The 19,760-nt window shown below is 64.2% G+C and carries 23 protein-coding genes; 15 read left to right on the top strand and 8 right to left on the bottom strand.

Annotated elements, in window-relative coordinates; all coding sequences use genetic code 11:
* Positions 1–52 precede the first annotated feature (52 nt).
* From IGS74_RS06235 to IGS74_RS06225, 3 genes are all read left to right on the top strand, one after another.
* Positions 53–550: a MarR family transcriptional regulator gene (locus IGS74_RS06235; RefSeq protein ID WP_246723120.1), complete on the top strand. Its 498-nt coding sequence runs from the start codon at positions 53–55 to the stop codon at positions 548–550.
* Complete coding sequence (locus IGS74_RS06230; protein ID WP_039188605.1) at positions 547–1,272, top strand: response regulator transcription factor; 726 nt, start codon at positions 547–549, stop codon at positions 1,270–1,272. The genes IGS74_RS06235 and IGS74_RS06230 overlap by 4 nt, the downstream gene beginning before the upstream one ends.
* A 119-nt stretch (positions 1,273–1,391) precedes the next feature.
* A complete protein-coding gene (locus tag IGS74_RS06225) occupies positions 1,392–2,708 on the top strand; it encodes an ATP-binding protein (protein ID WP_039190625.1) in 1,317 nt (438 codons plus the stop codon).
* Positions 2,709–2,779: 71 nt separating this feature from the next.
* Here the strand turns inward: IGS74_RS06225 and IGS74_RS06220 are convergent, their stop codons facing one another.
* The 4 genes from IGS74_RS06220 to IGS74_RS06205 form a co-directional block, all read right to left on the bottom strand.
* On the bottom strand, positions 2,780–3,139 hold the full coding sequence (locus tag IGS74_RS06220) for a tRNA-binding protein (protein WP_192390196.1): 360 nt from the start codon (positions 3,137–3,139) through the stop codon (positions 2,780–2,782).
* A 4-nt stretch (positions 3,140–3,143) separates the two neighbouring features.
* Positions 3,144–3,953 (bottom strand): pyrroline-5-carboxylate reductase, encoded by an 810-nt coding sequence (proC, locus tag IGS74_RS06215; RefSeq protein ID WP_192390194.1) that lies wholly within the window; start codon positions 3,951–3,953, stop codon positions 3,144–3,146.
* A gap of 49 nt (positions 3,954–4,002) precedes the next feature.
* Positions 4,003–4,503 carry a YbjN domain-containing protein gene (locus tag IGS74_RS06210; RefSeq protein WP_192390192.1) on the bottom strand — a complete coding sequence of 167 codons (501 nt, stop codon included), beginning with the start codon at positions 4,501–4,503 and terminating at the stop codon, positions 4,003–4,005.
* Positions 4,504–4,760: 257 nt separating this feature from the next.
* Positions 4,761–5,072 (bottom strand): accessory factor UbiK family protein, encoded by a 312-nt coding sequence (locus tag IGS74_RS06205; protein ID WP_039190619.1) that lies wholly within the window; start codon positions 5,070–5,072, stop codon positions 4,761–4,763.
* Positions 5,073–5,211: 139 nt separating this feature from the next.
* Between IGS74_RS06205 and lgt the strand changes: the two genes are divergently transcribed.
* From lgt to IGS74_RS06180, 5 genes are all read left to right on the top strand, one after another.
* Entirely contained in the window at positions 5,212–6,054 is an 843-nt protein-coding gene (gene lgt / locus IGS74_RS06200) for a prolipoprotein diacylglyceryl transferase (protein ID WP_192390191.1), read from the top strand.
* Entirely contained in the window at positions 6,051–7,136 is a 1,086-nt protein-coding gene (locus IGS74_RS06195; RefSeq protein WP_192390190.1) for an SAM-dependent methyltransferase, read from the top strand. Before lgt ends, IGS74_RS06195 begins: the two co-directional genes overlap by 4 nt.
* 32 nt (positions 7,137–7,168) lie before the next feature.
* The gene (gene pgeF / locus IGS74_RS06190) at positions 7,169–7,984 is read left to right on the top strand and encodes a peptidoglycan editing factor PgeF (RefSeq protein WP_192390189.1); all 816 of its coding nucleotides are present in this window, start codon (positions 7,169–7,171) and stop codon (positions 7,982–7,984) included.
* An 11-nt stretch (positions 7,985–7,995) separates the two neighbouring features.
* Entirely contained in the window at positions 7,996–9,147 is a 1,152-nt protein-coding gene (locus IGS74_RS06185) for a Xaa-Pro peptidase family protein (RefSeq protein WP_192390188.1), read from the top strand.
* A 995-nt stretch (positions 9,148–10,142) separates the two neighbouring features.
* The gene (locus IGS74_RS06180) at positions 10,143–11,075 is read left to right on the top strand and encodes a ribose-phosphate pyrophosphokinase (protein WP_039188583.1); all 933 of its coding nucleotides are present in this window, start codon (positions 10,143–10,145) and stop codon (positions 11,073–11,075) included.
* Between the two features lie 19 nt (positions 11,076–11,094).
* Here the strand turns inward: IGS74_RS06180 and IGS74_RS06175 are convergent, their stop codons facing one another.
* Complete coding sequence (locus tag IGS74_RS06175; protein ID WP_192390187.1) at positions 11,095–11,724, bottom strand: glutathione S-transferase; 630 nt, start codon at positions 11,722–11,724, stop codon at positions 11,095–11,097.
* A gap of 270 nt (positions 11,725–11,994) precedes the next feature.
* Here IGS74_RS06175 and IGS74_RS06170 point away from each other — a divergent pair, with 270 nt between their 5' ends.
* Genes IGS74_RS06170 through IGS74_RS06150 form a run of 5 tightly spaced genes read left to right on the top strand, consistent with a single transcriptional unit; the run spans position 11,995 to position 15,501 of the window.
* Positions 11,995–12,633, top strand: a complete 639-nt coding sequence (locus IGS74_RS06170) for a 50S ribosomal protein L25/general stress protein Ctc (protein ID WP_039188578.1) — start codon at positions 11,995–11,997, stop codon at positions 12,631–12,633.
* A gap of 51 nt (positions 12,634–12,684) precedes the next feature.
* Positions 12,685–13,407 carry an aminoacyl-tRNA hydrolase gene (pth, locus tag IGS74_RS06165; protein ID WP_192390186.1) on the top strand — a complete coding sequence of 241 codons (723 nt, stop codon included), beginning with the start codon at positions 12,685–12,687 and terminating at the stop codon, positions 13,405–13,407.
* Positions 13,408–13,461: 54 nt separating this feature from the next.
* Entirely contained in the window at positions 13,462–14,565 is a 1,104-nt protein-coding gene (gene ychF, locus IGS74_RS06160; RefSeq protein ID WP_039188573.1) for a redox-regulated ATPase YchF, read from the top strand.
* A gap of 28 nt (positions 14,566–14,593) precedes the next feature.
* A complete protein-coding gene (locus IGS74_RS06155; RefSeq protein WP_192390185.1) occupies positions 14,594–15,034 on the top strand; it encodes a MaoC family dehydratase in 441 nt (146 codons plus the stop codon).
* Positions 15,031–15,501 carry a MaoC family dehydratase gene (locus IGS74_RS06150; RefSeq protein ID WP_192390183.1) on the top strand — a complete coding sequence of 157 codons (471 nt, stop codon included), beginning with the start codon at positions 15,031–15,033 and terminating at the stop codon, positions 15,499–15,501. Before IGS74_RS06155 ends, IGS74_RS06150 begins: the two co-directional genes overlap by 4 nt.
* Here the strand turns inward: IGS74_RS06150 and IGS74_RS06145 are convergent.
* Positions 15,498–16,208 (bottom strand): hypothetical protein, encoded by a 711-nt coding sequence (locus tag IGS74_RS06145; protein WP_192390181.1) that lies wholly within the window; start codon positions 16,206–16,208, stop codon positions 15,498–15,500. The two genes, IGS74_RS06150 and IGS74_RS06145, sit on opposite strands and share 4 nt — an antisense overlap.
* 145 nt (positions 16,209–16,353) lie before the next feature.
* On the opposite strand from IGS74_RS06145, the gene IGS74_RS06140 reads away from it, so the two are divergent.
* Positions 16,354–16,764: a hypothetical protein gene (locus tag IGS74_RS06140; RefSeq protein WP_192390179.1), complete on the top strand. Its 411-nt coding sequence runs from the start codon at positions 16,354–16,356 to the stop codon at positions 16,762–16,764.
* A 39-nt stretch (positions 16,765–16,803) separates the two neighbouring features.
* A complete protein-coding gene (locus tag IGS74_RS06135; RefSeq protein WP_192390177.1) occupies positions 16,804–17,454 on the top strand; it encodes an AraC family transcriptional regulator in 651 nt (216 codons plus the stop codon).
* Positions 17,455–17,478: 24 nt separating this feature from the next.
* Here the strand turns inward: IGS74_RS06135 and IGS74_RS06130 are convergent, their stop codons facing one another.
* Both IGS74_RS06130 and IGS74_RS06125 read right to left on the bottom strand, forming a co-directional pair.
* Positions 17,479–18,441, bottom strand: coding sequence for a cytochrome c1 (locus IGS74_RS06130; protein WP_039190617.1), 963 nt, complete (start codon positions 18,439–18,441; stop codon positions 17,479–17,481).
* 23 nt (positions 18,442–18,464) lie between these two features.
* Positions 18,465–19,748: a cytochrome b N-terminal domain-containing protein gene (locus IGS74_RS06125; protein WP_192390175.1), complete on the bottom strand. Its 1,284-nt coding sequence runs from the start codon at positions 19,746–19,748 to the stop codon at positions 18,465–18,467.
* Between the last annotated feature and the right edge of the window lie 12 nt (positions 19,749–19,760).

The following is a 19,760-nucleotide window of genomic DNA, read 5'->3' as shown; positions in this document are numbered from 1 at the left end:
AGCGGATTTTCCCTTGCTTGACCTGACGGACCCTCCTGCCGACCCGAACGATATCGAGCGGGAAGCGCTGCCCACGACCGGCTCGGTCGACTTCCGGCTCATCGAGCTGTTTTTCTTCGCCTATCGCGAGTTCACCGCCGATGCCGACGAGCTTCTGGCGCAATATGGCTTCGGGCGGGCGCATCATCGCATCCTGCATTTCGTGAACCGCGCACCGGGAATGACCATCGCCGAGATCCTGGATCTTCTGCAGATCACCAAGCAGTCCCTGTCGCGGGTCTTGCGCCAGCTCGTGGAGGAGGGTTTCATCGCCATCCTGCCGGGCGACGACGACCGTCGCCAGCGGCTTCTGTTTCCGACGGCGCGCGGCAGGGAGCTGACGCTGGAACTGTCGCGGGCACAGGCGCGGCGCATCGACCTGGCCATGGCCGGAACGGGACAGCGCCACTCCGACTCCATCCACCGTTTCCTGCGGCTGATGGGTCAGGACGGTCAGGCGACGCGCGAATGGTTCGCGCGGCAGGGCGTTGTGGAGGATGAACGTCGATGAGCCATGTCCAGCCCGCGGTTCCTGTCGACGGCCGCAAGCCCGGCGACGATGCCCCCCATATCCTCGTCATCGACGACGACAGGCGCATCCGCGGCCTTCTGTCGCGATTTCTGTCCGAGCACGGCTTCCGGGTGTCGGTGGCCGCCGACGCCGCCGAGGCGCGGCGCATCCTGGGCGGGCTCGATTTCGACCTGCTGGTGGTGGACGTGATGATGCCGGGGGAAAGCGGGCTCGATCTCGTCCGCAGCTTTTCCGCGACCCGCGAAACCCCCATCCTGATGCTGACGGCGCTGTCCGAAACGGAAGAGCGGATCAACGGGCTGGAGGCCGGCGCGGACGATTACCTGCCCAAGCCCTTCGACCCGCGCGAGCTTCTGCTGCGCGTCAACAACATCCTGCGCCGGGGCGCGCCTCCACAGATCCACAAGGTAGAGAATGTGCGCTTCGGACCCTTCACCTTCTCCCTGTCGCGGCGGGAGTTGAAGCGCGGCGGGGACCTGATCCGGCTGACCGACCGGGAACAGGAGATCATGGCCCAGTTCGCCGCCAATGCCGGCGAGACCGTCCAGCGCCACGAATTGCTGGGTGGCGAGGGCGAAGTGGGCGAGCGCACCGTCGACGTGCAGATCAACAGGCTGCGGCGCAAGATCGAAAGCGACCCTGCAAATCCGCTCTGGCTGCAGACCGTGCGCGGCATCGGCTACCGGCTGAACGTCGATTGAACCTGCGCCCCTTCCCGGCCCTCAAGCGCCTTTTCCCGACCGGGCGCTCGTCGTTGTCCGCCCCCGGGCGAACGCCGCGCCGGACGCGATGGCTGCCGCGCCTGCGCGACCTGCCGGGAATGCGATGGCTGTCGCGGCGCACCCCCAAGGGCCTCTATGCGCGGTCGCTGATCATCATCATCGCGCCGATGGTCCTGTTGCAGGCGGTGGTCGCCTCGGTTTTCATGGAGCGTCATTGGGCAACGGTCACGCAGCGGCTCTCCGCCGCGGTGGTACAGGACATCGCGGCCGTCATCGACGTCATCGAAACCTTCCCCCAGGATCCCGATTTCGCCGAGATCACCCGAATCGCCCGCGACAACCTCGATCTCAACATCCTGGTGCTGCCGCCGGAGCCGCTGCCCGCCCCGGCGCCCAAGCCCTTCTTCAACATTCTGGACGGCGTCCTGTCGGAAGAGATCACCGCGCAGATCGGCCGGCCCTTCTGGATCGACACCGTCGGCGATTCCCGCCTTGTCGAAATCCGCATCCAACTTGAAAACCACATGCTGCGCGTCTTCGCACGGCGCAACTCGGCCTATGCGTCCAACACCCATATCTTCATCGTCTGGATGGTCGGCACCTCGCTAGTGCTCATCCTGATCGCGGTTCTGTTCCTGCGCAACCAGATCCGGCCCATCCAGCAGCTTGCGTCGGCTGCCGAAGGCTTCGGCCGCGGCCAGCCGCTGCCTCCGGATTTCCGGCTGCGGGGTGCCCTGGAGGTGCGCAAGGCGGCACTGGCCTTCATCCAGATGCGCGACCGCATCGAACGGCAGATCGAGCAGCGCACCCAGATGTTGAACGGCGTCAGCCACGACCTTCGCACCGTGCTGACGCGGTTCCGCCTGCAACTCACCTTCTTTGCCGACGGCGAAGATCGCCGCGAGCTGGAACGCGACGTGGACGAAATGCAGCGCATGCTCGAAGGCTACCTGGCCTTCGCCCGCGGCGAGGCCGGCGAGGAAGTCGGCGTCCTCGATCTGGAATCGATCCTCGCCCGCTTCGAAACGGAAGCGGCCATGAAGGGCAAAAGCCTGACCGCCACCATCGAGGGCGACCCGACGATCCTGGTGCGGCCGGACAGTTTCACGCGGGCCATCGGCAATCTCGTCGCCAATGCCTTGCGCCATGCCGGCCATGTCGAGGTGACCGCAAGGCACGAGGGCCGCTGGCTGACGATCACGGTGGAGGATGACGGACCGGGGATCGCTCCGGACGACCGCGAGGAAGCCTTCAAGCCGTTCGTCCGCCTGGATACCGCACGCAACATCGACGATGGCGGAACCGGGCTTGGGTTGGCCATAGCACGCGATATCGCCCGCAGCCATGGCGGCGACATCCTCCTGTCGGATTCGGCCCTGGGCGGCCTGCGCGCCATGATCCGGATACCCGCATAGACGCTGTTTGCAGTCGAAGTGGTTTGCGCTTACGCCGCTGTGCGCCATCGACGCGGCGGAGCCGGCCTTAGTCAGAAGAGCCGGCCGCCATTCGGCACGCTATGGCTCAAGCCCGCCAGAACGACGTTGCCGCTCTCGTCCGGGAAACCCAGCGTCAGCACTTCCGAGCGCATCGGCCCGATCTGCCGTGGCGGGAAGTTCACGACCGCCATGACCTGCCGCCCGACAAGCTCGTCCAGCGAATGGCGCACGGTGATCTGCGCCGAAGACTTCTTCACGCCGATCTCAGGCCCGAAATCGATCATCAGCCGGAAGGCCGGCTTGCGCGCTTCCGGAAACGGCTCCGCCTGGACGATGGTCCCGACGCGGATGTCCACCTTGAGGAAGTCATCGTAACCGATCGCCTCGGCCACCGCCCCGCCTGCACTCATGCCATCAGTCCTTCGAAAGTTCGGCGGCCCGCCGCGCCGCGGCGGCAATCGCCTTCTGCATCAGCGGCTCGAGCCCATCCGGCTCCATCAGCACCGCCAGCGCGGCGGCCGTGGTGCCATTGGGAGAGGTGACGTTGCGGCGCAGCGTCGCCGGCTCCTCGTCCGAGCGGATCATCAATTCGCCGGCGCCAGCCACCGTGTGGCGGGCGAGGCGCATGGCCAGTTCCGGCGAAAGGCCAAGCTTCGCGCCGGCCGCGGCCATCGCCTCGGCCAGCAGGAACACATAGGCCGGCCCGGAACCGGAGACCCCCGTCACAAGGTCGATATCGCTTTCGCGCTCGACCCATTCCACCGGGCCGCTGGCCTCCAGCAGTGTCTGCGCCATGGCGCGCTGCCCTGCGGTGACACGCTGGTTGGAATAGGCGCCGGTGATGCCGCGGCCGATCATCGCGGGGGTGTTCGGCATGGCCCTCACGACCGGTCGCTCGCCCAGAAGCCGCTCGATGAAGGAGACCGTCTTGCCCGCCGCCACCGACACGACCGGCGTATCGCCGGACAGGGCCGGGCGCAAAGCCGGAAGCGCCGCCTCCATCACCTGCGGCTTCACCGCCACCACGACGATATCGAAGCTTTCCGAGGGAGCCTCCGTCACGTGCCGCGCGCCCTTGGCGATCAAGGGCTGCAATGGCGCCCCGGCATTCGGGTCCAGCACCGTCAGGCCGGCGGGAGCAAGCGCCCCATCGAGCCAGCCATGCGCCATCGCGGCACCCATATTGCCACCACCAACCAGAAGAACCCTCTTCGGAACCGTCATACCGCTCACCTCCATCGCCCGGCCGTGGCCGGCATGCGGATCATCGCCGTCAGGCGTTGCCGACCGTTTCGAACAGGGCATCCGCCAGGGCCTCATCGGCCGGCTTGTTGGCCCAGACCACGAACTGGAATGCCTGGAAGTATCGGTCGCAACTGTCGAGAGCCAGAACCAGCATGCGCTCCACCTGCTGGCTGGTCGGGTCGGCGCCGCCGCACAGAAGCTGCGCATGGCGGAACATGATGGCACTTTCGGAATTCCAGAGGTCGAAATGACCGACGAGAAGTTTCTCGTTCACCTGCGCCAGAAGCCGGTGCATCTGGCACAAGCGCCGCTCCGGCACCTTCAACTCGAAGGCGCAGGCCAGATGCAGGGCTTCGCAATCCTCGACCCATGAGAAGGAAACGGAGTAATCGGCCCAGCGCCCCGTGACGCTCATCGCGATCTCGTCGTCGCAAGGGCGTTCAAAACTCCAGTCGCGATCGGCCGCGACAACCTCGATGACATCCACGGGGTGCGAATGTCGCACGAATTCCAGTTCGCCAAAGCGCATGATGAGCAGTCATTCCCCTCTGGCGCGACGACGCGCCGGACACCGAATCAACCTTTAGAATCAGTGTATAGGGAGAGAGTCCGGACGCCAGAGGGGTAACCGGTTTTTAACCCTTGTATGACAGGCACGCGCACCGCCCAAGCTGGATGCGCCCGCGCCAAGCGACTCTGGGCCAAGCGCTTTTTGCCTTTTCCACCGGCACGATAATGCCGGTGGATAAATGCCGGGCTGGCTGTGGAAAACCTGTAGATCGCCGGTTAAAGCGTAGGCGCGGCCGGGCTTGGCGGCCCTTCGCCGGGCACGGCGGGCGCCGCGCCGGCGTCTAGGCGCGCCTCCAGCGCGGCGATCCGGCGCTTCAACTCCTCGTTTTCCGTGCGCGCCCGCACGGCCATGTCGCGCGCGGCCTCGAACTCTTCGCGCTGGACGATCTCCAGCTGGTTCAGAAGACGCTCCACCTGCGTCCGCACGATGGTTTCCACTTCGCGGCGCACGCCCTGTGCGGCACCGGCCGTATCGGTGAACACCTTGGCGAACTCGTCGAAGATTCGGTTCGGGCCGCTGTTCGTCATCGTCGCTGTCTCCATCTAAGCCGGAAGTCTGAGGTAGGTGATGGCGGGCCCGTTGGCAATGGCGGCGGGCAATGCGCGCTTGACCGGGGCGCGCCGGCACGACACACCTGCCCGCCAAGACCCATGCGACGGACCTGCCATGAACGCGATGCCCTTTCTCAGCGTGCTGACCTATCCGCAGATCGACCCCGTATTTCTGCAGGTCGGCCCCATCGCCCTGCGCTGGTACGGTCTCGCCTATGTGGCGGGCATCCTGTGCGGCTGGCTCTACGGCAGGGCGCTGGTGTCCAACCCCCGCCTGTGGCCGGGTGGTCGCTCGCCGTTGACCCGCGAGGATATCGACGACTTCATCGTCTGGATCACGATCGGCATCGTGGCCGGCGGTCGCATCGGCCATATTCTCTTCTACGATTTCGCCCGCATCGCCGCCGACCCGATATCGGCCCTGCGCATCTGGGAAGGGGGCATGTCGTTCCATGGCGGGCTGATCGGCGTCACCATAGCCATGATCATTTTCGCCCGCAGGCACAGCGTGCCGATATTCAGCCTGATCGATGTGGTCGCGGCGTCGGTGCCCTTCGGCCTGTTCTTCGGACGGATCGCCAATTTCATCAACGGCGAATTGTGGGGTGCGCCGACCAGCGTTTCCTGGGCCATGGTCTTTCCGCATGCCGGGCCGGAGCCCCGCCACCCGAGCCAGCTCTACGAGGCGCTTCTCGAAGGCGTGCTCATCTTCATCGTCCTGCGCATCATGACCCACCATTTCCACGCTCTGGGCCGGCCGCGCCTCGTCAGCGGGGCCTTCGTGCTGCTGTACGGCCTGGCGCGCATCTTCGTCGAATTCTTCCGTCTGCCGGATCCGCAACTCGGCTACCTTCTCGGCACCGGCTGGCTCACCATGGGCATGGTGCTGTCGCTGCCGATGGTGCTGATTGGCCTTTGGGCGATCGCCACGGCGCCGGCCGCAGATGCAAGGCCATGACGGAGCCGCTCGCGGAGCGCCTGGCCAGGCGCATCGCGGCACGAGGCCCGCTGACGCTCGCCGAATTCTGGAACGCCGCCCTCTTCGATCCCGTGGACGGTTACTACACGAGCCGCCGGCCCTTCGGTGCGGAGGGCGATTTCATCACGGCACCCGATGTCAGCCAGATGTTCGGCGAGCTTGTCGGCGCATGGCTCGTGGCCGCCTGGCGCGCCCTGGGAAGCCCCTCCCCCTTCGCCCTTGTCGAAATCGGTCCGGGGCGCGGGACCTTGATGGCCGACATCCTGCGCACCGTCCGGCAGCTCGACACCGGCTTTTCGCGGGCGGCCCGTGTGCACCTGATCGAAGTCAGTGACCGGTTGGCCGGCATCCAGCACGAGAGGCTGTCCGGCTTCGACCTGCCGCTGCGCCGTCACCGCAGCATCGACCGACTGCCCGCCATGCCGTTGCTGGCGGTGGCCAACGAATTGTTCGACGCCATCGCGATCCGCCAGTTCGTTCATGACGGCACGGGTCTGCAAGAGCGGCTGGTGGCCACCGCGCCCGGCGGCGGCTTTCGCTTCGTGGAGGGGCCGGCGGGCCCGATCGGAGTGCCCGCGCGCCTGCCACCGCCACGCGCCGGCGATATCCTGGAAGTGTCGCCGGCCCGAAGGCGCCTTGCCGCCCGCCTGGCGTCCATGCTGGTGCAGCGCGGCGGGGCGTTTCTCTGTTTCGACTACGGCCATGCGCAGAGTGGCTATGGAGATACGCTTCAGGCCATGCGCAGCCACGCCTTCGCCGACCCGCTCGCAGAGCCGGGGCTGCATGACATCACGTCGCATGTCGATTTCGCCGACCTTGCGGAAACCATGCGCCATGCGGGTGTCGCCGTTTCGCCCATCGTGACGCAGGGGCAATTTCTGCTGGCACTTGGCCTTGCCGAACGTGCCGGCGCGCTCGGCGCCACGCGCGACGCGGCAGGGCGGGCCGAGATCGCGTCTCAGGCCCACCGGCTGGCCGGCACCGGCCCCGGCGAGATGGGAGACCTTTTCAAGGTCGTCGCCGCCGGCTCCACCGCGTTGCCCCTGCCGCCCTTCGATTGACTTGCGCCTGCCGCTCAACCACCATCCGCGCCATGATCGAAGCGAGTCTCGAAGCAGATCCCACGCTGACGCCGGACGATGTCGTCGCAGGTGCGCCGCTGGATGCGCTGGCCCATGTGCGCCACGCCTTCTTTACCCGCCGCGGCGGCGTTTCGCGCGGCATCTATGAGGGGTTGAACGTCGGCATCGGCTCCGACGACGATCCGGCCCATGTCGCCGCCAATCGCCGCGCCGCCATGCGCTGGCTCGGCGCGGCCGGCGAAGGGCCGGCCACGCCCTGGCAGGTCCATTCGCCCGATGTCGCGGTGATCGACGCGCCCTTCCCGGGCACGCGCCCCAGGGCGGACGGCGTGGTCACGGCGAAGCCGGGCCTCGCCATCGGCGTGGTCACGGCCGATTGCGGCCCGGTTCTCTTCGCCGACAGGCAGGGGCGCGCGGTGGGCGCGGCCCATGCCGGCTGGCGCGGCGCCCTGGGCGGCGTGCTGGAATCCACCGTCGCGGCCATGGAAGGGCTTGGCGCCGCACGCGGCGACATTGTCGCGGTTCTCGGCCCCTGCATCACGCCCCTCAACTACGAGGTAGGAGCCGCCATGGAGGCGGAGTTCGTCGCGGCCGATCCTGCCTTCGCGCGCTTCTTCGCGCCCGGAGCGACCTCGGAGAAGCGCCAGTTCGACTTGCCGGGCTTCATTCTTGCGACACTGGAGCACGCTGGGGTAGAAGGCCATTTCGTTGGCCGTTGCACCTATGGCGAGCCTGCCGCCTTTTACTCGTTCCGCCGCACGACCCATCGGGGCGAGCCGGATTACGGGCGTCAATTGTCGGCCATCATGCTGAACGACAGCTTCTGAGGAAAACCCCCATGCTTCATTTCGCGCCCGACGAGTATGCCGCGCGGCTGAACCGGCTGATGGTGGAGATGGCCGAGCAGAAGCTCGACGCCATGCTGCTGTTCGCCCAGGATTCGATGTATTGGCTGACGGGGTACGACACGTTCGGGTTCTGCTTCTTCCAGTGCCTCATCGTGAAGGCCGATGGTGAGATGAAGCTGCTCACCCGCTCGGCAGACCTGCGTCAGGCCCAGGCGACGTCCATCATCAAGGATATCGTCCTCTGGCGCGACCGCGCCGGGGCCGATCCATCCATCGACCTGCGCGACCTGTGCGACGAGATGGGTCTTCTGGGTGCGAAGATCGGCGTCGAATGGGCGACGCACGGGCTGACCGCCGCCAATGGGCGGCTGGTCCAGGAAAAGCTCGGCTCCTTTGCTACCTTGCGCGACGCGTCCGACCTCGTGCCGGCGTTGCGCCTGATCAAGAGTCCGGCCGAGATCGTCCATGTCCGCGAGGCGGCGCGGCTTGCCGACGATGCCTACGAGGCCATGCTGCCGCTCGTGAAGGAGGGAGCCGACGAAGGCGAGCTTCTTGCCGTGCTGCAGGGCGATATCCTGCGGCAGGGCGGAGACTACCCGGCCAACCCGTTCATCATCGGGTCGGGCCCGGATGCGCTTCTGTGTCGCTACAAGGCGGGGCGCCGCAAGCTTTCCGCGCAAGACCAGCTGACGCTCGAATGGGCCGGGGTCAAATCACAGTACCATTCGGCCTTGATGCGCACGCTGATCCTCGGCAGCCCACTGATGCGGCACGAGGAACTCTTCGCCGCGGCGCACGAGGCGCTGCTGGCAGTGGAGGAGGTGATGCGGCCGGGCCAGACCTTTGGCGACGTCTTCGACGCCCATGCGCGCGTTATGGAAGAGCATAATCTGGTCCGCCACCGCCTGACGGCCTGCGGCTACTCGCTGGGCGCGCGCTTCGCGCCGTCCTGGATGGACCCGCAGATGTTCTATGCCGGCAATCCGGAGGCGATCCAGCCGGACATGACGCTTTTCGCCCATATGATCATCATGGATTCCGATTCCGGCACCGCCATGTGCCTCGGCCGCACCTACCTCACGACAACCGGCGCGCCAGAGCCGCTCTCCCGGCTGCCGCTGGAAATGACGGTCGTGGGGTGACCGAGGCAGGTATTGTAGTGATGGCCTATTCCTCGCGGAACGCCGCATCCGCAAACGGCGTGAGGATATAGTCGGCCTCGGCGGGAGCGCCATAGGCGCGAACCTCCCCAGCCGTCAGAAACAGTATCCGGTCCATCTGACCTAGGAGGCGCGTGCGATTGGATATCGTAATCGTCGTGATACGAGCCTTCTTTGCCCGCTTATCTATTGCCTCCAACCCACTGGCAACGCCAGAGTTGTGGAAACGTTATTAATCCAATACGCTCCCTGCTCCACAATTGATATTGTCAGCACTTCATTGATCTCTATTCCTAACATTTACAATCTCACAACGATAACGCCAACAAGAATAGACACAAGGCAAGAATATGAATATTTATTAATGTATACGCAATATAGCCATAAATTTTACTTTTTACTTAATACCATCGGAATCAAAATTACTGCAGATGCCCAGCTAGTCTGCGGCATCGGCATAAAGAATGTGACTTTTGCTATTTCCAGTAGTCCGCCATGGTCGTATATTCTTGCAATTCTTTCTAACAAATCTCTAGGATACGCGCCAAAGTACAAGTAGAACCCCATGTAAAAGCCAAGTATAAACTCCGAAATTATTGATATTAAAAGCAGTTTTGGTTTTTTAAAGATAATGTTAAGAACAATGAAAAATAAGGGAGTTGCCTTGGAAATAATTATTATTATAATGATCGGATCTACTTTTAATGCATTCATTGCTCAATGCGTTTTTGGGGGCGAGGGGAGGAGGAAGCGTTGATACGCTGCCTAACAGAAACATGTGTCTGGCTTCAATATGTACATTGTTTAAAATTTCAACTTTAGATGAATACATGCTGACGAGGTAACCGGCGGTATCATATGCGTGACGGTGGTCGGGTGACGGAAATCCTTGAAACGACTCGCAAAGCCGCTTAGAGCCACGGCATCGGACGGCAAGGCCCGTTTGTCCCTTTTGATCGGTCGCGAGCGGAAACCGCATGAAACTCTTCGTCGGCAATTCGAACCGGGTCCTTGCCGAGGCCATTGCGCGCTACCTCGAACTGCCCCTCGGCAAGGCAACCGTGCGGCGCTTCGCCGACCAGGAGATCTTCGTCGAAATTCAGGAGAACGTGCGCGGCGAGGATGTCTTCATCATCCAGTCGACCTCATACCCGGCCAACGATCACCTGATGGAACTTCTCATCATGATCGACGCCATGCGCCGGGCCTCGGCTCGCCGCATCACCGCCGTCCTCCCCTATTTCGGCTATGCGCGGCAGGACCGTAAAGCCGGTGGCCGCACCCCGATCTCCGCCAAGCTCGTCGCCAACCTCATCACCGAGGCCGGCGCCGACCGCGTGATGACGCTGGACCTGCATGCCGGGCAGATCCAGGGCTTCTTCGATATCCCTACCGACAACCTCTTCGCCGTGCCGCTGATGGCCCGCGACATCAAGGAGCATCTCGACCTCGACAACGTCATGGTCGTTTCGCCCGATGTCGGGGGCGTGGTCCGCGCCCGCTCGCTGGCCAAGCGCCTCGACGCTTTGCTGGCCATCGTGGACAAGCGCCGCGAAAAGCCGGGGGAATCCGAAGTCATGAACATCATCGGCGATGTCGATGGACGGCACTGCATCCTCATCGACGACATCATCGATTCCGGCGGCACCCTGTGCAACGCGGCGGACGCCCTGATGGCCCATGGTGCAAAAAGCGTTCGGGCCTACATCACCCACGGCGTCCTGTCGGGCGGGGCGGTACCGCGCATCGTCAACTCCAATCTGGAAGAGCTGGTGATCACCGATTCCATCCAGCCCAATTCGGCGATCCGCGAGGCGCGCAACATCCGCGTCGTAACGACCGCCAACCTGCTCGGCGAAGCCATCGCACGGACGGCTACCGAACAGTCCGTCTCCAGCCTGTTCGACTGAGCGGCAAAGCCGGGCAAGGTCACTCCTTCTTTGGCATCAGCGCATCGTCGATCGCGGCCGCTCGCTTGCAGGCGGGGCGATTACTCATGCGCCTGGCATAAGCCTCGAAGGCCGGACGCTTTTCGATCGTGCCGAAGGCAAGGCCCCATCCGAGGTGAGCGCCGACATAAAGGTCCGCCGCGCTGAACCTGTCGCCTGCGATGTAGTCGGCGGCGGCGACGGCAGCTTCCAGGGCGTCCAGCGTCTCGCCATAACTGCCATAGCCGACCATGCGGCCCTGCTCGGAGGTTGGCTGGAACCCGCAAGCCTTGTTGACGACGGCCTGCTCCAACGGCCCCGCCGCGAAGAAGAGCCAACGGTAATATGGCCCCCTCTCCTTCGAGTCATGCGCCGGCGCCAACCCGGCCTGGGGAAAGGCGTCGGCAAGATAGGCGCAGATCGCCGCCGCCTCGGTCACGACGACGCCGTCGTGGCGGATTGCGGGCACCTTGCCCATCGGATTGATGGCGCGATAGGCAGGGCCTTTCATGCCGTCCGGCCCGTAGGCGAGAACCTGCGTCTCGTACGGAACGCCCACCTCCTCCAGCATCCAGCGCGCGATCCGCCCGCGCGACATCGGGTTTGTGTACAGGATAAGTTCCGCCATCATCGCCTCCGCAGGAATTGCAGCCGGGACGCTATCACGCGCACGTGTCGGCAGACAGCCTCCCCCGGCTGCCGCTCCCGCTTCTTGAATTATGGCGAGGGCTGGTCTATAGGCACCTCCATCCGCGCAGACACCCTTGGAGGCAGCGCGGAGTGAAGCGACCATGGGTCGCGGCGCAGCCGCAAGGCTGGCCGTTGGCCATATGGCGCTTTTCGTCGTTGCGTGCATGGTGCACCGGAACGGCTTCTCCGAATTTAAAGCAAGGACTTACCCATGAGCGAGAGCTACACGGTCAAGGCCGAGGCGCGCGAGAAGGTCGGCAAGGGGGCCGCCAGAAATCTCCGTCGCAACGGCAAAGTGCCAGCGGTCATCTACGGCGACAAGCAGGAGCCCCTGCCGATCGCCATCGATTACAAGGAAACCTTCCTGCGCCTTCATTCGGGCGGCTTCCTGACCACGGTCGCCACCATCGAAGTCGACGGCAAGAAGATCCGCGTCCTGCCGAAGGACTACCAGCTCGACGTCGTCAAGGACACGCTGGTCCATGTCGACTTCCTGCGCGTTTCCGCCAAGTCGATCGTTACCGTACGCGTGCCGGTTCACTTCGAGAACGAAGACGAAGCGCCTGGCATCAAGGCGAAGAACGGCGTTCTCAACATCGCCGAGCATGACATCAACGTGCATGCCCCCGCCGAAGGCATTCCGGATGCCTTCACCGTCGACCTGACGGGCATGGAGATCGGCGATTCCGTCCACGCTTCGCAGCTCAAGCTGCCGAAGGGCGTGACACTGGTCGACGACAGCGACTTCGTGGTCGCCTCCATCGTGGCGCCGAAGGTCGAAGTCGCGGAAGACGATGAAGCCGCCGAGGCTGCAGAGTCCACGTCCGAAGACGACGCCAAGGAAGACTGATCCATCGGCCCTTCCGGGCCGCAGGATCGACCATCGAGGGGGCCGGGCTTCATGCTGCTGATCGCAGGTCTGGGAAATCCCGGCCCCCGCTATGCCGGAAACCGACACAATATCGGCTTCATGGCGGTGGATGAAATCCATTGCGACCCGTCCTTCTCGCCCTGGTCGCAGAAGTTCAAGGGCGAAATCTCCGAGGGTCGCATCGGTGCCGAGAAGGTGCTGCTGCTCAAGCCGCAGACCTTCATGAACGCCTCGGGCGAAAGTGTCGCCGCTGCTGCCGGCTTCTACAAGATAGAACCCGCATCCATCATCGTGCTGCACGACGAGCTCGACCTGCCGCCCGGAAAGGTACGGGTCAAGACGGGTGGCGGCCATGGTGGCCACAACGGATTGCGGAGCATCGACGCCCATCTCGGCCGTGAGTACCGGCGCGTGCGCCTGGGCATCGGCCATCCGGGCGCCAGGGAACTCGTTTCGCCCTACGTGCTCGGCGACTTCGCCATGGCCGACCAGGAATGGCTGCGTCCTCTTCTGGAAAACGTCGCGCGCAATGCGGATCTTCTTGCCTCCGGCGACGATGCAGGCTTCATGAACCGGCTGTCCGGCGGCGGCGCGAAGCCGACGGACAAGCCGTCGGCGGGCGCGGTGGCCGAGCCGAAGGCGAAGCAGAAAAGTGCCAGCCATATCCGGCAGGCGCGGGGCGCGGCCCCGCAGCGCATTCCGACGAGCGGCCCGATGGCCGACATGCTGAAGCGGATTTTCGGCAAGGATTGAACAGTCAGGGCCCCTACCCGGCCGCTCGGCGGGGCCATCGGATGAAAGTGCATCATGGGTTTTCGCTGCGGTATCGTCGGTCTGCCGAATGTCGGCAAGTCCACCCTCTTCAACGCGCTCACCAAGACGGCCGCCGCGCAAGCCGCGAATTACCCGTTCTGCACCATCGAGCCGAATACGGGCGATGTCGGCGTACCGGATTCGCGTCTTGCGGAAATCTCCCGCATCGGCAAGTCCGCGCAGATCATTCCGACGCGGATCACGTTCGTGGATATTGCCGGCCTCGTGCGGGGCGCATCCAAGGGTGAGGGGCTCGGCAATCAGTTCCTTGCCAATATCCGCGAAGTCGACGCCATCGCGCACGTGCTTCGCTGTTTCGAGAACGACGACATCACCCATGTCGAAGGCCGGATCGATCCGGTTGCAGACGCCGAGACCGTCGAGACCGAACTGATGCTGTCGGATCTCGAAAGCATCGAGCGGCGCATCGTCAACACGCGCAAGCGCGCCGCTGGCAAGGACAAGGAGTCCATTGCCCAGTTGCCGGTGATGGAAGCGGTCCTGGCCAAGCTTCAGACCGGCGAGCCTGCGCGCACGCTGATCGCCGGCTTCGACGCGGACGAGCGAAGCCAGCTGCGCAACCTGAACCTTCTGACCTCCAAGCCCGTCCTGTATGTCTGCAACGTGGCCGAAGAGGATGCCGCAACCGGCAATGCCTATTCGGCCGCCGTCGCGGCCATGGCGGAAAAGCAGGGAGCGCGCAGCGTCGTCATTTCCGCCGCCATCGAGGCCGAGATCGCCCAATTGCCCGATGACGAGGTCGGCGACTATCTCGAGGCCATGGGCCTGACGGAGCCCGGGCTGGACCGGCTGATCCGCGCCGGCTACGACCTGCTGGATCTCATTACCTATTTCACGGTCGGGCCGAAGGAGACGCGCGCCTGGACCATCCTGCGGGGTTACAAGGCGCCGCAGGCGGCCGGCGTCATCCACACCGACTTCGAGAAGGGCTTCATCCGCGCCCAAACCATCGCCTATGACGATTTCGTACGGCTAGGCGGAGAATCCGCCGCAAAGGAAGCCGGCAAGGCACGGGACGAAGGTAAGGAATACGTCGTCCAGGATGGCGATATCATGATGTTCAAGTTCAACGTCTGACGCGCTTCGGGAGGAACCGGCCTTGCAGATGTTCGAGGATTTCCCGGTCGGGACACGCCTGCCCATGGGCCCCTATCCGGTGACGCGCGAGGAGATCGTCGCCTTCGCGCAGGAGTACGACCCGCAGCCGATGCATCTTGACGAGGATGCGGCCGCCGGCAGCCTTCTGGGCGGCCTGTCGGCATCGGGCTGGCATGTCTGCGGCATGATGATGCGGATGATGTGCGATGCCTTCATCCATTCCTCGTCCTCGCAGGGGTCGCCGGGCGTCGACTTCGTCAACTGGCTGGCGCCGGTGCGCCCCGGTGACAGCCTGACGGGGGAAACCGAGGTGCTGGGCGCGCGCGGTTCCGCGTCCCGCCCCCGTATCGGTTTCCTGAAGCTGCGGACATGGTTGCAGAACCAGGCTGGCGAGCGGGTGGTCGAGAGCGAGTACAGCGTGATGCTGCTAAGGCGCGAGGCCGCATGAGCTTCTTCGACGATATCGTCATCGGCGAACCGGTAGAGATCGGCACGCACCTCTTCACGGCGGAAGAGATCGTGCGCTTTGCACGCGCCTTCGATCCGCAGCCATTCCACCTCGATGCGGAGGCCGCGAAAGCCAGCCTGTTCGGCGGCCTTTGCGCGTCCGGATGGCATACGACGGCCGTCTTCATGAAGCTCAACGTGGCGTTCATGGCGGCCACCGCGGCTCGGCGCGCCGCCGAAGGGCTTGACGAGCCCCAATGGGGCCCCTCGCCCGGTGTCCGCAACATCAAGTGGCTGCGGCCCGTCTATGCCGGCGACCGGATTACCTATCGCACGACGGCGACGGCCAAGCGCCTGTCGCAACGCCGGCACGGATGGGCCGTCATCGACAGCCGCGTCGATGCCGAGACCCAGGACGGCAAAGCCGCCCTTGGTTTCGACGCAAGCGTTTTCCTGCGCACCGCCTAGCGGATGGTGGCGCGGACATAGTCGGCGTTGACCAGCAATCTGGTGGAGGCATCCGGTACGTCCGGGCGACTGCTGTCGACCAGAGCGGCGGAAGCCTTGACCTGGTAATGGATGCTGGTGGCATCGGTGTACCGAACGCTCAAATCCAGCGCATCGCTGTCCACGAGCGTCGTTGAGGGCTCGGCCGAAGACTTGAACACAAGATTTGCCCTCAGGGCGCGCGTGCGCAACTCCACGGAAGATGCGGTGCCTGAAAAGCTCAGATCCGCTGCCTGGCCCGCGAGGCGCACCGCAGCGAACGCGCCGGACAGGTGGATGTCGGAGGCCTGCTGATCGATCGTCACCGGCACATCCGACGGAAGGCCTGCGGTAAACTCGACCCGGCATTCGCCCGGACCGAACGACCAGGCTGACCCGGCATCGAGCATCAATTTATCGCCGTCGAGCCACATCCGCGTCTGCGACCGGCAGTCTTCGTAGAACCAGCTCGACAGCCACCAACGCCCGAACCATCCCGTTCGAACCGCCGATGCCGTGACCCGATGCTCCTGCCCGGGCGACGCCGTCAGCCGGATGACGCTTGCATCGCCGCTCACCTGTACCTGCGTGACGCCGGAAAGGTCGAGGTTTGCAGCGGCGTCGGCCGCCTTTGCCGGGGCACAGGCAAGAAAAAGGATCGCCAGCGCCAGAATGGATTTCGATTGCATGATTGGCTTCCGATGCGGTTTCGATACCCCCAGAAGCAGAATGGTGCGCGATCGCGCGTCCCGGATCGTGATAAAGGTCGATCCTGATCGTGATCCAGGTCATCGGGGACCTGATCCTGTCTCGGATCACGGAGTCTGACCGGCCATGTTTCTCGTTCCCCTGCCCTTCTTCGTTGCCTTCCTGATCGTGATCCTGCTCGCCAGGGAGTATGTCGGACGCGATGCGGACGGCGAGCCGTTTCACGGCTCGCTCTTCACCGTTCTGATCATTGCCTACGCCATCCAGTCCGTTCTGATCGGTCTTCGGTGGGGCTACGGAATCCTCGCCGTACTGCCCGCCATGGCCATCATGGCATCAGCTATCGCGCCTTTGGCCTGGCTTTCCTTCCGCTCCCTGTGCAGCGATCGCTTCCACCCCCGGCCACGGACGATAGCCCTGCATCTGACGCCGGCGGTTGCCGTGGCCGGGCTGGTTGTTTTCTGGCCGGCACCGGTCGGTCTCGTGATCGTCGCCCTGTTCGTCGCTTATGGGGTTGCGCTTCTATGGGATGCATGATCGGGGCCGGATAGGCTCGTCACCTCGCGTCTCGACGGGGTGCTGCACTCCTACCGCGCCGTGTACGTGACGGGGCTGGCGCTGCTTGGGTCGGCCGCCTCGGATGTCGTTATCGGTCTGGACCTGGACTGGTCCGGAGGCGCTCACGCACCCGCCATCGTTGCAGCCGGAAATGTGCTGGCGCTCGTAACCCTTGGCGTGGCGGCCACGGTGGCGCGCGACAGCGCCCCTGACGAGGTCGCTTCGCCCGAAAGCAGGCCAACCCCGCCGCCCGTCCCCAACGGCAGCGAAACGCTCATTGCCGGGCGTGTCGAAGCGCTCATGCGCGATACCGAGCTTTACATGGATCTGGACCTTAACCTTGCCAGGATTTCCCGAAGGCTCGGGCTACCGTCTCGCCAAGTCTCCATTGCCATAAACCGCAGCCACGGCATCAGCGTATCGCAGTATGTGAATGAGCATCGGGTGCGCCATGCGAGCCGGTTGCTGCGCGGAACGGGCGATAGCGTCACCGCGATCATGCTCGATTCCGGCTTCATGACGAAATCCAACTTCAACCGCGAATTTCTGCGCGTCATGGGCATGCCGCCAAGCGCATGGCGCCGGGCACATCCGCATGGCCCGACAATATCGGCAGAAGACCTGCATCCCGCGGCCGGAAACGAAACAGGGGCCCCGAAAGGCCCCTGAACGTTTGCCAGCTGTGAAACGCTGTCAGTGTGGGATCTTGGACCAGACCCGGCGCTTCACGGCATAGAGCATGCCGGCGAAGCCGATGAGGAAGATCATCACCACGAAGCCCAGCGACTTGCGCTCCACCAAATGCGGCTCTGCCGCCCACATCAGGAAGGCCGCGATATCGCGCGAATACTGATCGACGGTCTCGGGGGATCCGTCGCCGTAGGTGACCTGCCCATCGCTGATCGGTTGCGCCATGGCCAGCGCCGAAGAGGCGATGAAATAGGGGTTGTAATGCGTGCCCGGCTGCAGTTCGAGGCCAGCAGGCGGCTCTTCTCCGTAGCCGGTCAGCAGCGCGTGGATGTAATCCGGGCCGCCTTCGGCATACTGGGTGAAGATATCGAACACGAAGGTGGGGAAGCCGCGCTCGACAGCCCGTGCCTTGGCGATGAGCGAGAAGTCTGGCGGATGCGCTCCGCCGTTGGACGCGGCAGCCGCTTCCGGGTTGGGGAACGGTGCCGGGAAATGATCGCTCGGAATCCCGGGCCGCTCGAACATTTCGCCATTGGCGTCCGGGCCGTCCTGGATCTGATATTCGGCAGCGAGGGCGCGAACCTGCGCATCGCTGTAGCCGAGGGCTTCCAGGTTGCGGAAGGCGACGAGGTTCAGCGAGTGGCACGAGGAGCAGACCTCGCGATACACCTGCATGCCGCGTTGCAACTGGCCCAGATCCCACTTGCCGAACGGGCCGGCAAAGCTCCACTCCATGTGCTCGGGTTTCTTGAGCGGATAGTGCGGAGACGCGTGCTCTTCCGCCTCGGCGGCATGGGCTTCGCCCTCCTGCTCGCCGGAGACCGTGTTGACGCCGGTGGAAGCGGCGGGCGCCTCGCCCGGGGCGGGAGCCTCTGCCGCCGGGGCAGGCTCCGCGGTCTGGGCGAAGGCAGGCAGGGGCGCAGCAAGAAATGCCGCCGCAAGGAGTGCTGATAGAAGCCTTTTCATTGCAAGTTCCTTCGTGCGCTTCATCAGCCTTTGGCCACCGCTTCGGCACCACCATGACGGGCGGCGTGCTTGGCCAGCACGGCCTCCGTAATCGACGCCGGCAGCTTCTTCGGAGTCTCGACCAGGCCCAGAACGGGCAGGACGATCAGGAAGTGGCCGAAGTAGTAGATCGTGCCGATCAGCGACAGCAGCGGATAGATGCCCTCGGCCGGACGCGAACCGAGCCACCCGAGGAAGACGGCGTTGACCGCGAAGATCCAGAAGAAGACCTTGTAGACCGGGCGATAGGCCGTCGACTTCACCTTGGACGTGTCGAGCCAGGGCAGGAAAAACAGCACGATGATCGAGCCGAACATCACCAGCACGCCGCCCAGCTTGGAATCGATCGGGCCGATGTTGAAGGTGATGGCCCGCAGCATCGCGTAGAAGGGCAGGAAGTACCATTCGGGCACGATGTGTGCCGGCGTCTGCAGCGAGTTGGCCGGGATGTAATTGTCCGGATGGCCCAGATAGTTGGGCAGATAGAAGACGAAATAAGCGAAGAAGATCAGGAAGAAGACCATGCCGAACGCGTCCTTGATGGTCGCGTAGGGGGTGAAGGGAACCGTGTCCTTCGGGGTCTTGACCTCGACGCCGGTGGGGTTGGTCTGGCCTGCGACGTGCAGCGCCCAGACGTGCAGCACGACGACGCCCGCGATCATGAAGGGCAGCAGGTAATGCAGCGCGAAGAAGCGGTTGAGCGTCGGGTTGTCCACGGCGAAACCGCCGAGCAGCAGCGTCTGGATCGGCTCTCCGATGACCGGGAAGGCGGTGAAGAAGCCGGTGATGACGGTGGCGCCCCAGAAGGACATCTGCCCCCACGGAAGCACGTAACCCATGAAGGCGGTAGCCATCATGAGAAGGAAGATGATGACGCCGAGAATCCAGAGGATCTCGCGCGGCGCCTTGTACGACCCGTAATAGAGGCCGCGGAAGATATGCAGGTAGACGGCGATGAAGAAGAAGGAAGCGCCGTTGGCGTGCATGTAGCGTAGCAGCCAGCCCCAGTTCACGTCGCGCATGATGTGCTCGACCGAATTGAAGGCGACGTCCACCGAAGCGGCGTAGTGCATCGCCAGCACGATGCCGGTGACGATCTGCGCCGCCAGGAACAGGGAAAGAATACCGCCGAACGTGTAGGCGTAGTTCAGGTTGCGCGGCGTCGGATAGGCGATGAACGAATCATAGACGAGGCGCGGAAGCGGAAGACGGGAGTCGATCCACCGGGTAAGACCGGTGGATGGGACATAGGACGAGTGACCACTCATGATTGCAGCGTT

The sequence above is a fragment of the Aureimonas sp. OT7 genome (assembly GCF_014844055.1).
GTDB classification, from domain to species: domain Bacteria; phylum Pseudomonadota; class Alphaproteobacteria; order Rhizobiales; family Rhizobiaceae; genus Aureimonas; species Aureimonas altamirensis_A.
The sequence above is the reverse complement of the archived record's forward strand: the minus strand, read 5'-3'. Positions and strand labels throughout refer to the sequence as shown.

Bases quoted from the DNA above. Each gene is read 5' to 3' on its own strand.
- IGS74_RS06225 (WP_039190625.1), top strand. From the start codon at position 1,392: ATGCGATGGCTGTCGCGGCGCACCCCCAAGGGCCTCTATGCGCGGTCG.
- IGS74_RS06220 (WP_192390196.1), bottom strand. From the start codon at position 3,139: ATGAGTGCAGGCGGGGCGGTGGCCGAGGCGATCGGTTACGATGACTTC.
- IGS74_RS06150 (WP_192390183.1), top strand. From the start codon at position 15,031: ATGAGCTTCTTCGACGATATCGTCATCGGCGAACCGGTAGAGATCGGC.
- IGS74_RS06170 (WP_039188578.1), top strand. From the start codon at position 11,995: ATGAGCGAGAGCTACACGGTCAAGGCCGAGGCGCGCGAGAAGGTCGGC.
- IGS74_RS06195 (WP_192390190.1), top strand. From the start codon at position 6,051: ATGACGGAGCCGCTCGCGGAGCGCCTGGCCAGGCGCATCGCGGCACGA.
- IGS74_RS06180 (WP_039188583.1), top strand. From the start codon at position 10,143: ATGAAACTCTTCGTCGGCAATTCGAACCGGGTCCTTGCCGAGGCCATT.
- IGS74_RS06185 (WP_192390188.1), top strand. From the start codon at position 7,996: ATGCTTCATTTCGCGCCCGACGAGTATGCCGCGCGGCTGAACCGGCTG.
- IGS74_RS06155 (WP_192390185.1), top strand. From the start codon at position 14,594: ATGTTCGAGGATTTCCCGGTCGGGACACGCCTGCCCATGGGCCCCTAT.
- IGS74_RS06130 (WP_039190617.1), bottom strand. From the start codon at position 18,441: ATGAAAAGGCTTCTATCAGCACTCCTTGCGGCGGCATTTCTTGCTGCG.
- IGS74_RS06140 (WP_192390179.1), top strand. From the start codon at position 16,354: ATGTTTCTCGTTCCCCTGCCCTTCTTCGTTGCCTTCCTGATCGTGATC.
- IGS74_RS06175 (WP_192390187.1), bottom strand. From the start codon at position 11,724: ATGATGGCGGAACTTATCCTGTACACAAACCCGATGTCGCGCGGGCGG.
- IGS74_RS06205 (WP_039190619.1), bottom strand. From the start codon at position 5,072: ATGACGAACAGCGGCCCGAACCGAATCTTCGACGAGTTCGCCAAGGTG.
- IGS74_RS06230 (WP_039188605.1), top strand. From the start codon at position 547: ATGAGCCATGTCCAGCCCGCGGTTCCTGTCGACGGCCGCAAGCCCGGC.
- IGS74_RS06145 (WP_192390181.1), bottom strand. From the start codon at position 16,208: ATGCAATCGAAATCCATTCTGGCGCTGGCGATCCTTTTTCTTGCCTGT.
- lgt (WP_192390191.1), top strand. From the start codon at position 5,212: ATGAACGCGATGCCCTTTCTCAGCGTGCTGACCTATCCGCAGATCGAC.
- proC (WP_192390194.1), bottom strand. From the start codon at position 3,953: ATGACGGTTCCGAAGAGGGTTCTTCTGGTTGGTGGTGGCAATATGGGT.
- pth (WP_192390186.1), top strand. From the start codon at position 12,685: ATGCTGCTGATCGCAGGTCTGGGAAATCCCGGCCCCCGCTATGCCGGA.
- IGS74_RS06210 (WP_192390192.1), bottom strand. From the start codon at position 4,503: ATGCGCTTTGGCGAACTGGAATTCGTGCGACATTCGCACCCCGTGGAT.
- ychF (WP_039188573.1), top strand. From the start codon at position 13,462: ATGGGTTTTCGCTGCGGTATCGTCGGTCTGCCGAATGTCGGCAAGTCC.
- pgeF (WP_192390189.1), top strand. From the start codon at position 7,169: ATGATCGAAGCGAGTCTCGAAGCAGATCCCACGCTGACGCCGGACGAT.
- IGS74_RS06125 (WP_192390175.1), bottom strand. From the start codon at position 19,748: ATGAGTGGTCACTCGTCCTATGTCCCATCCACCGGTCTTACCCGGTGG.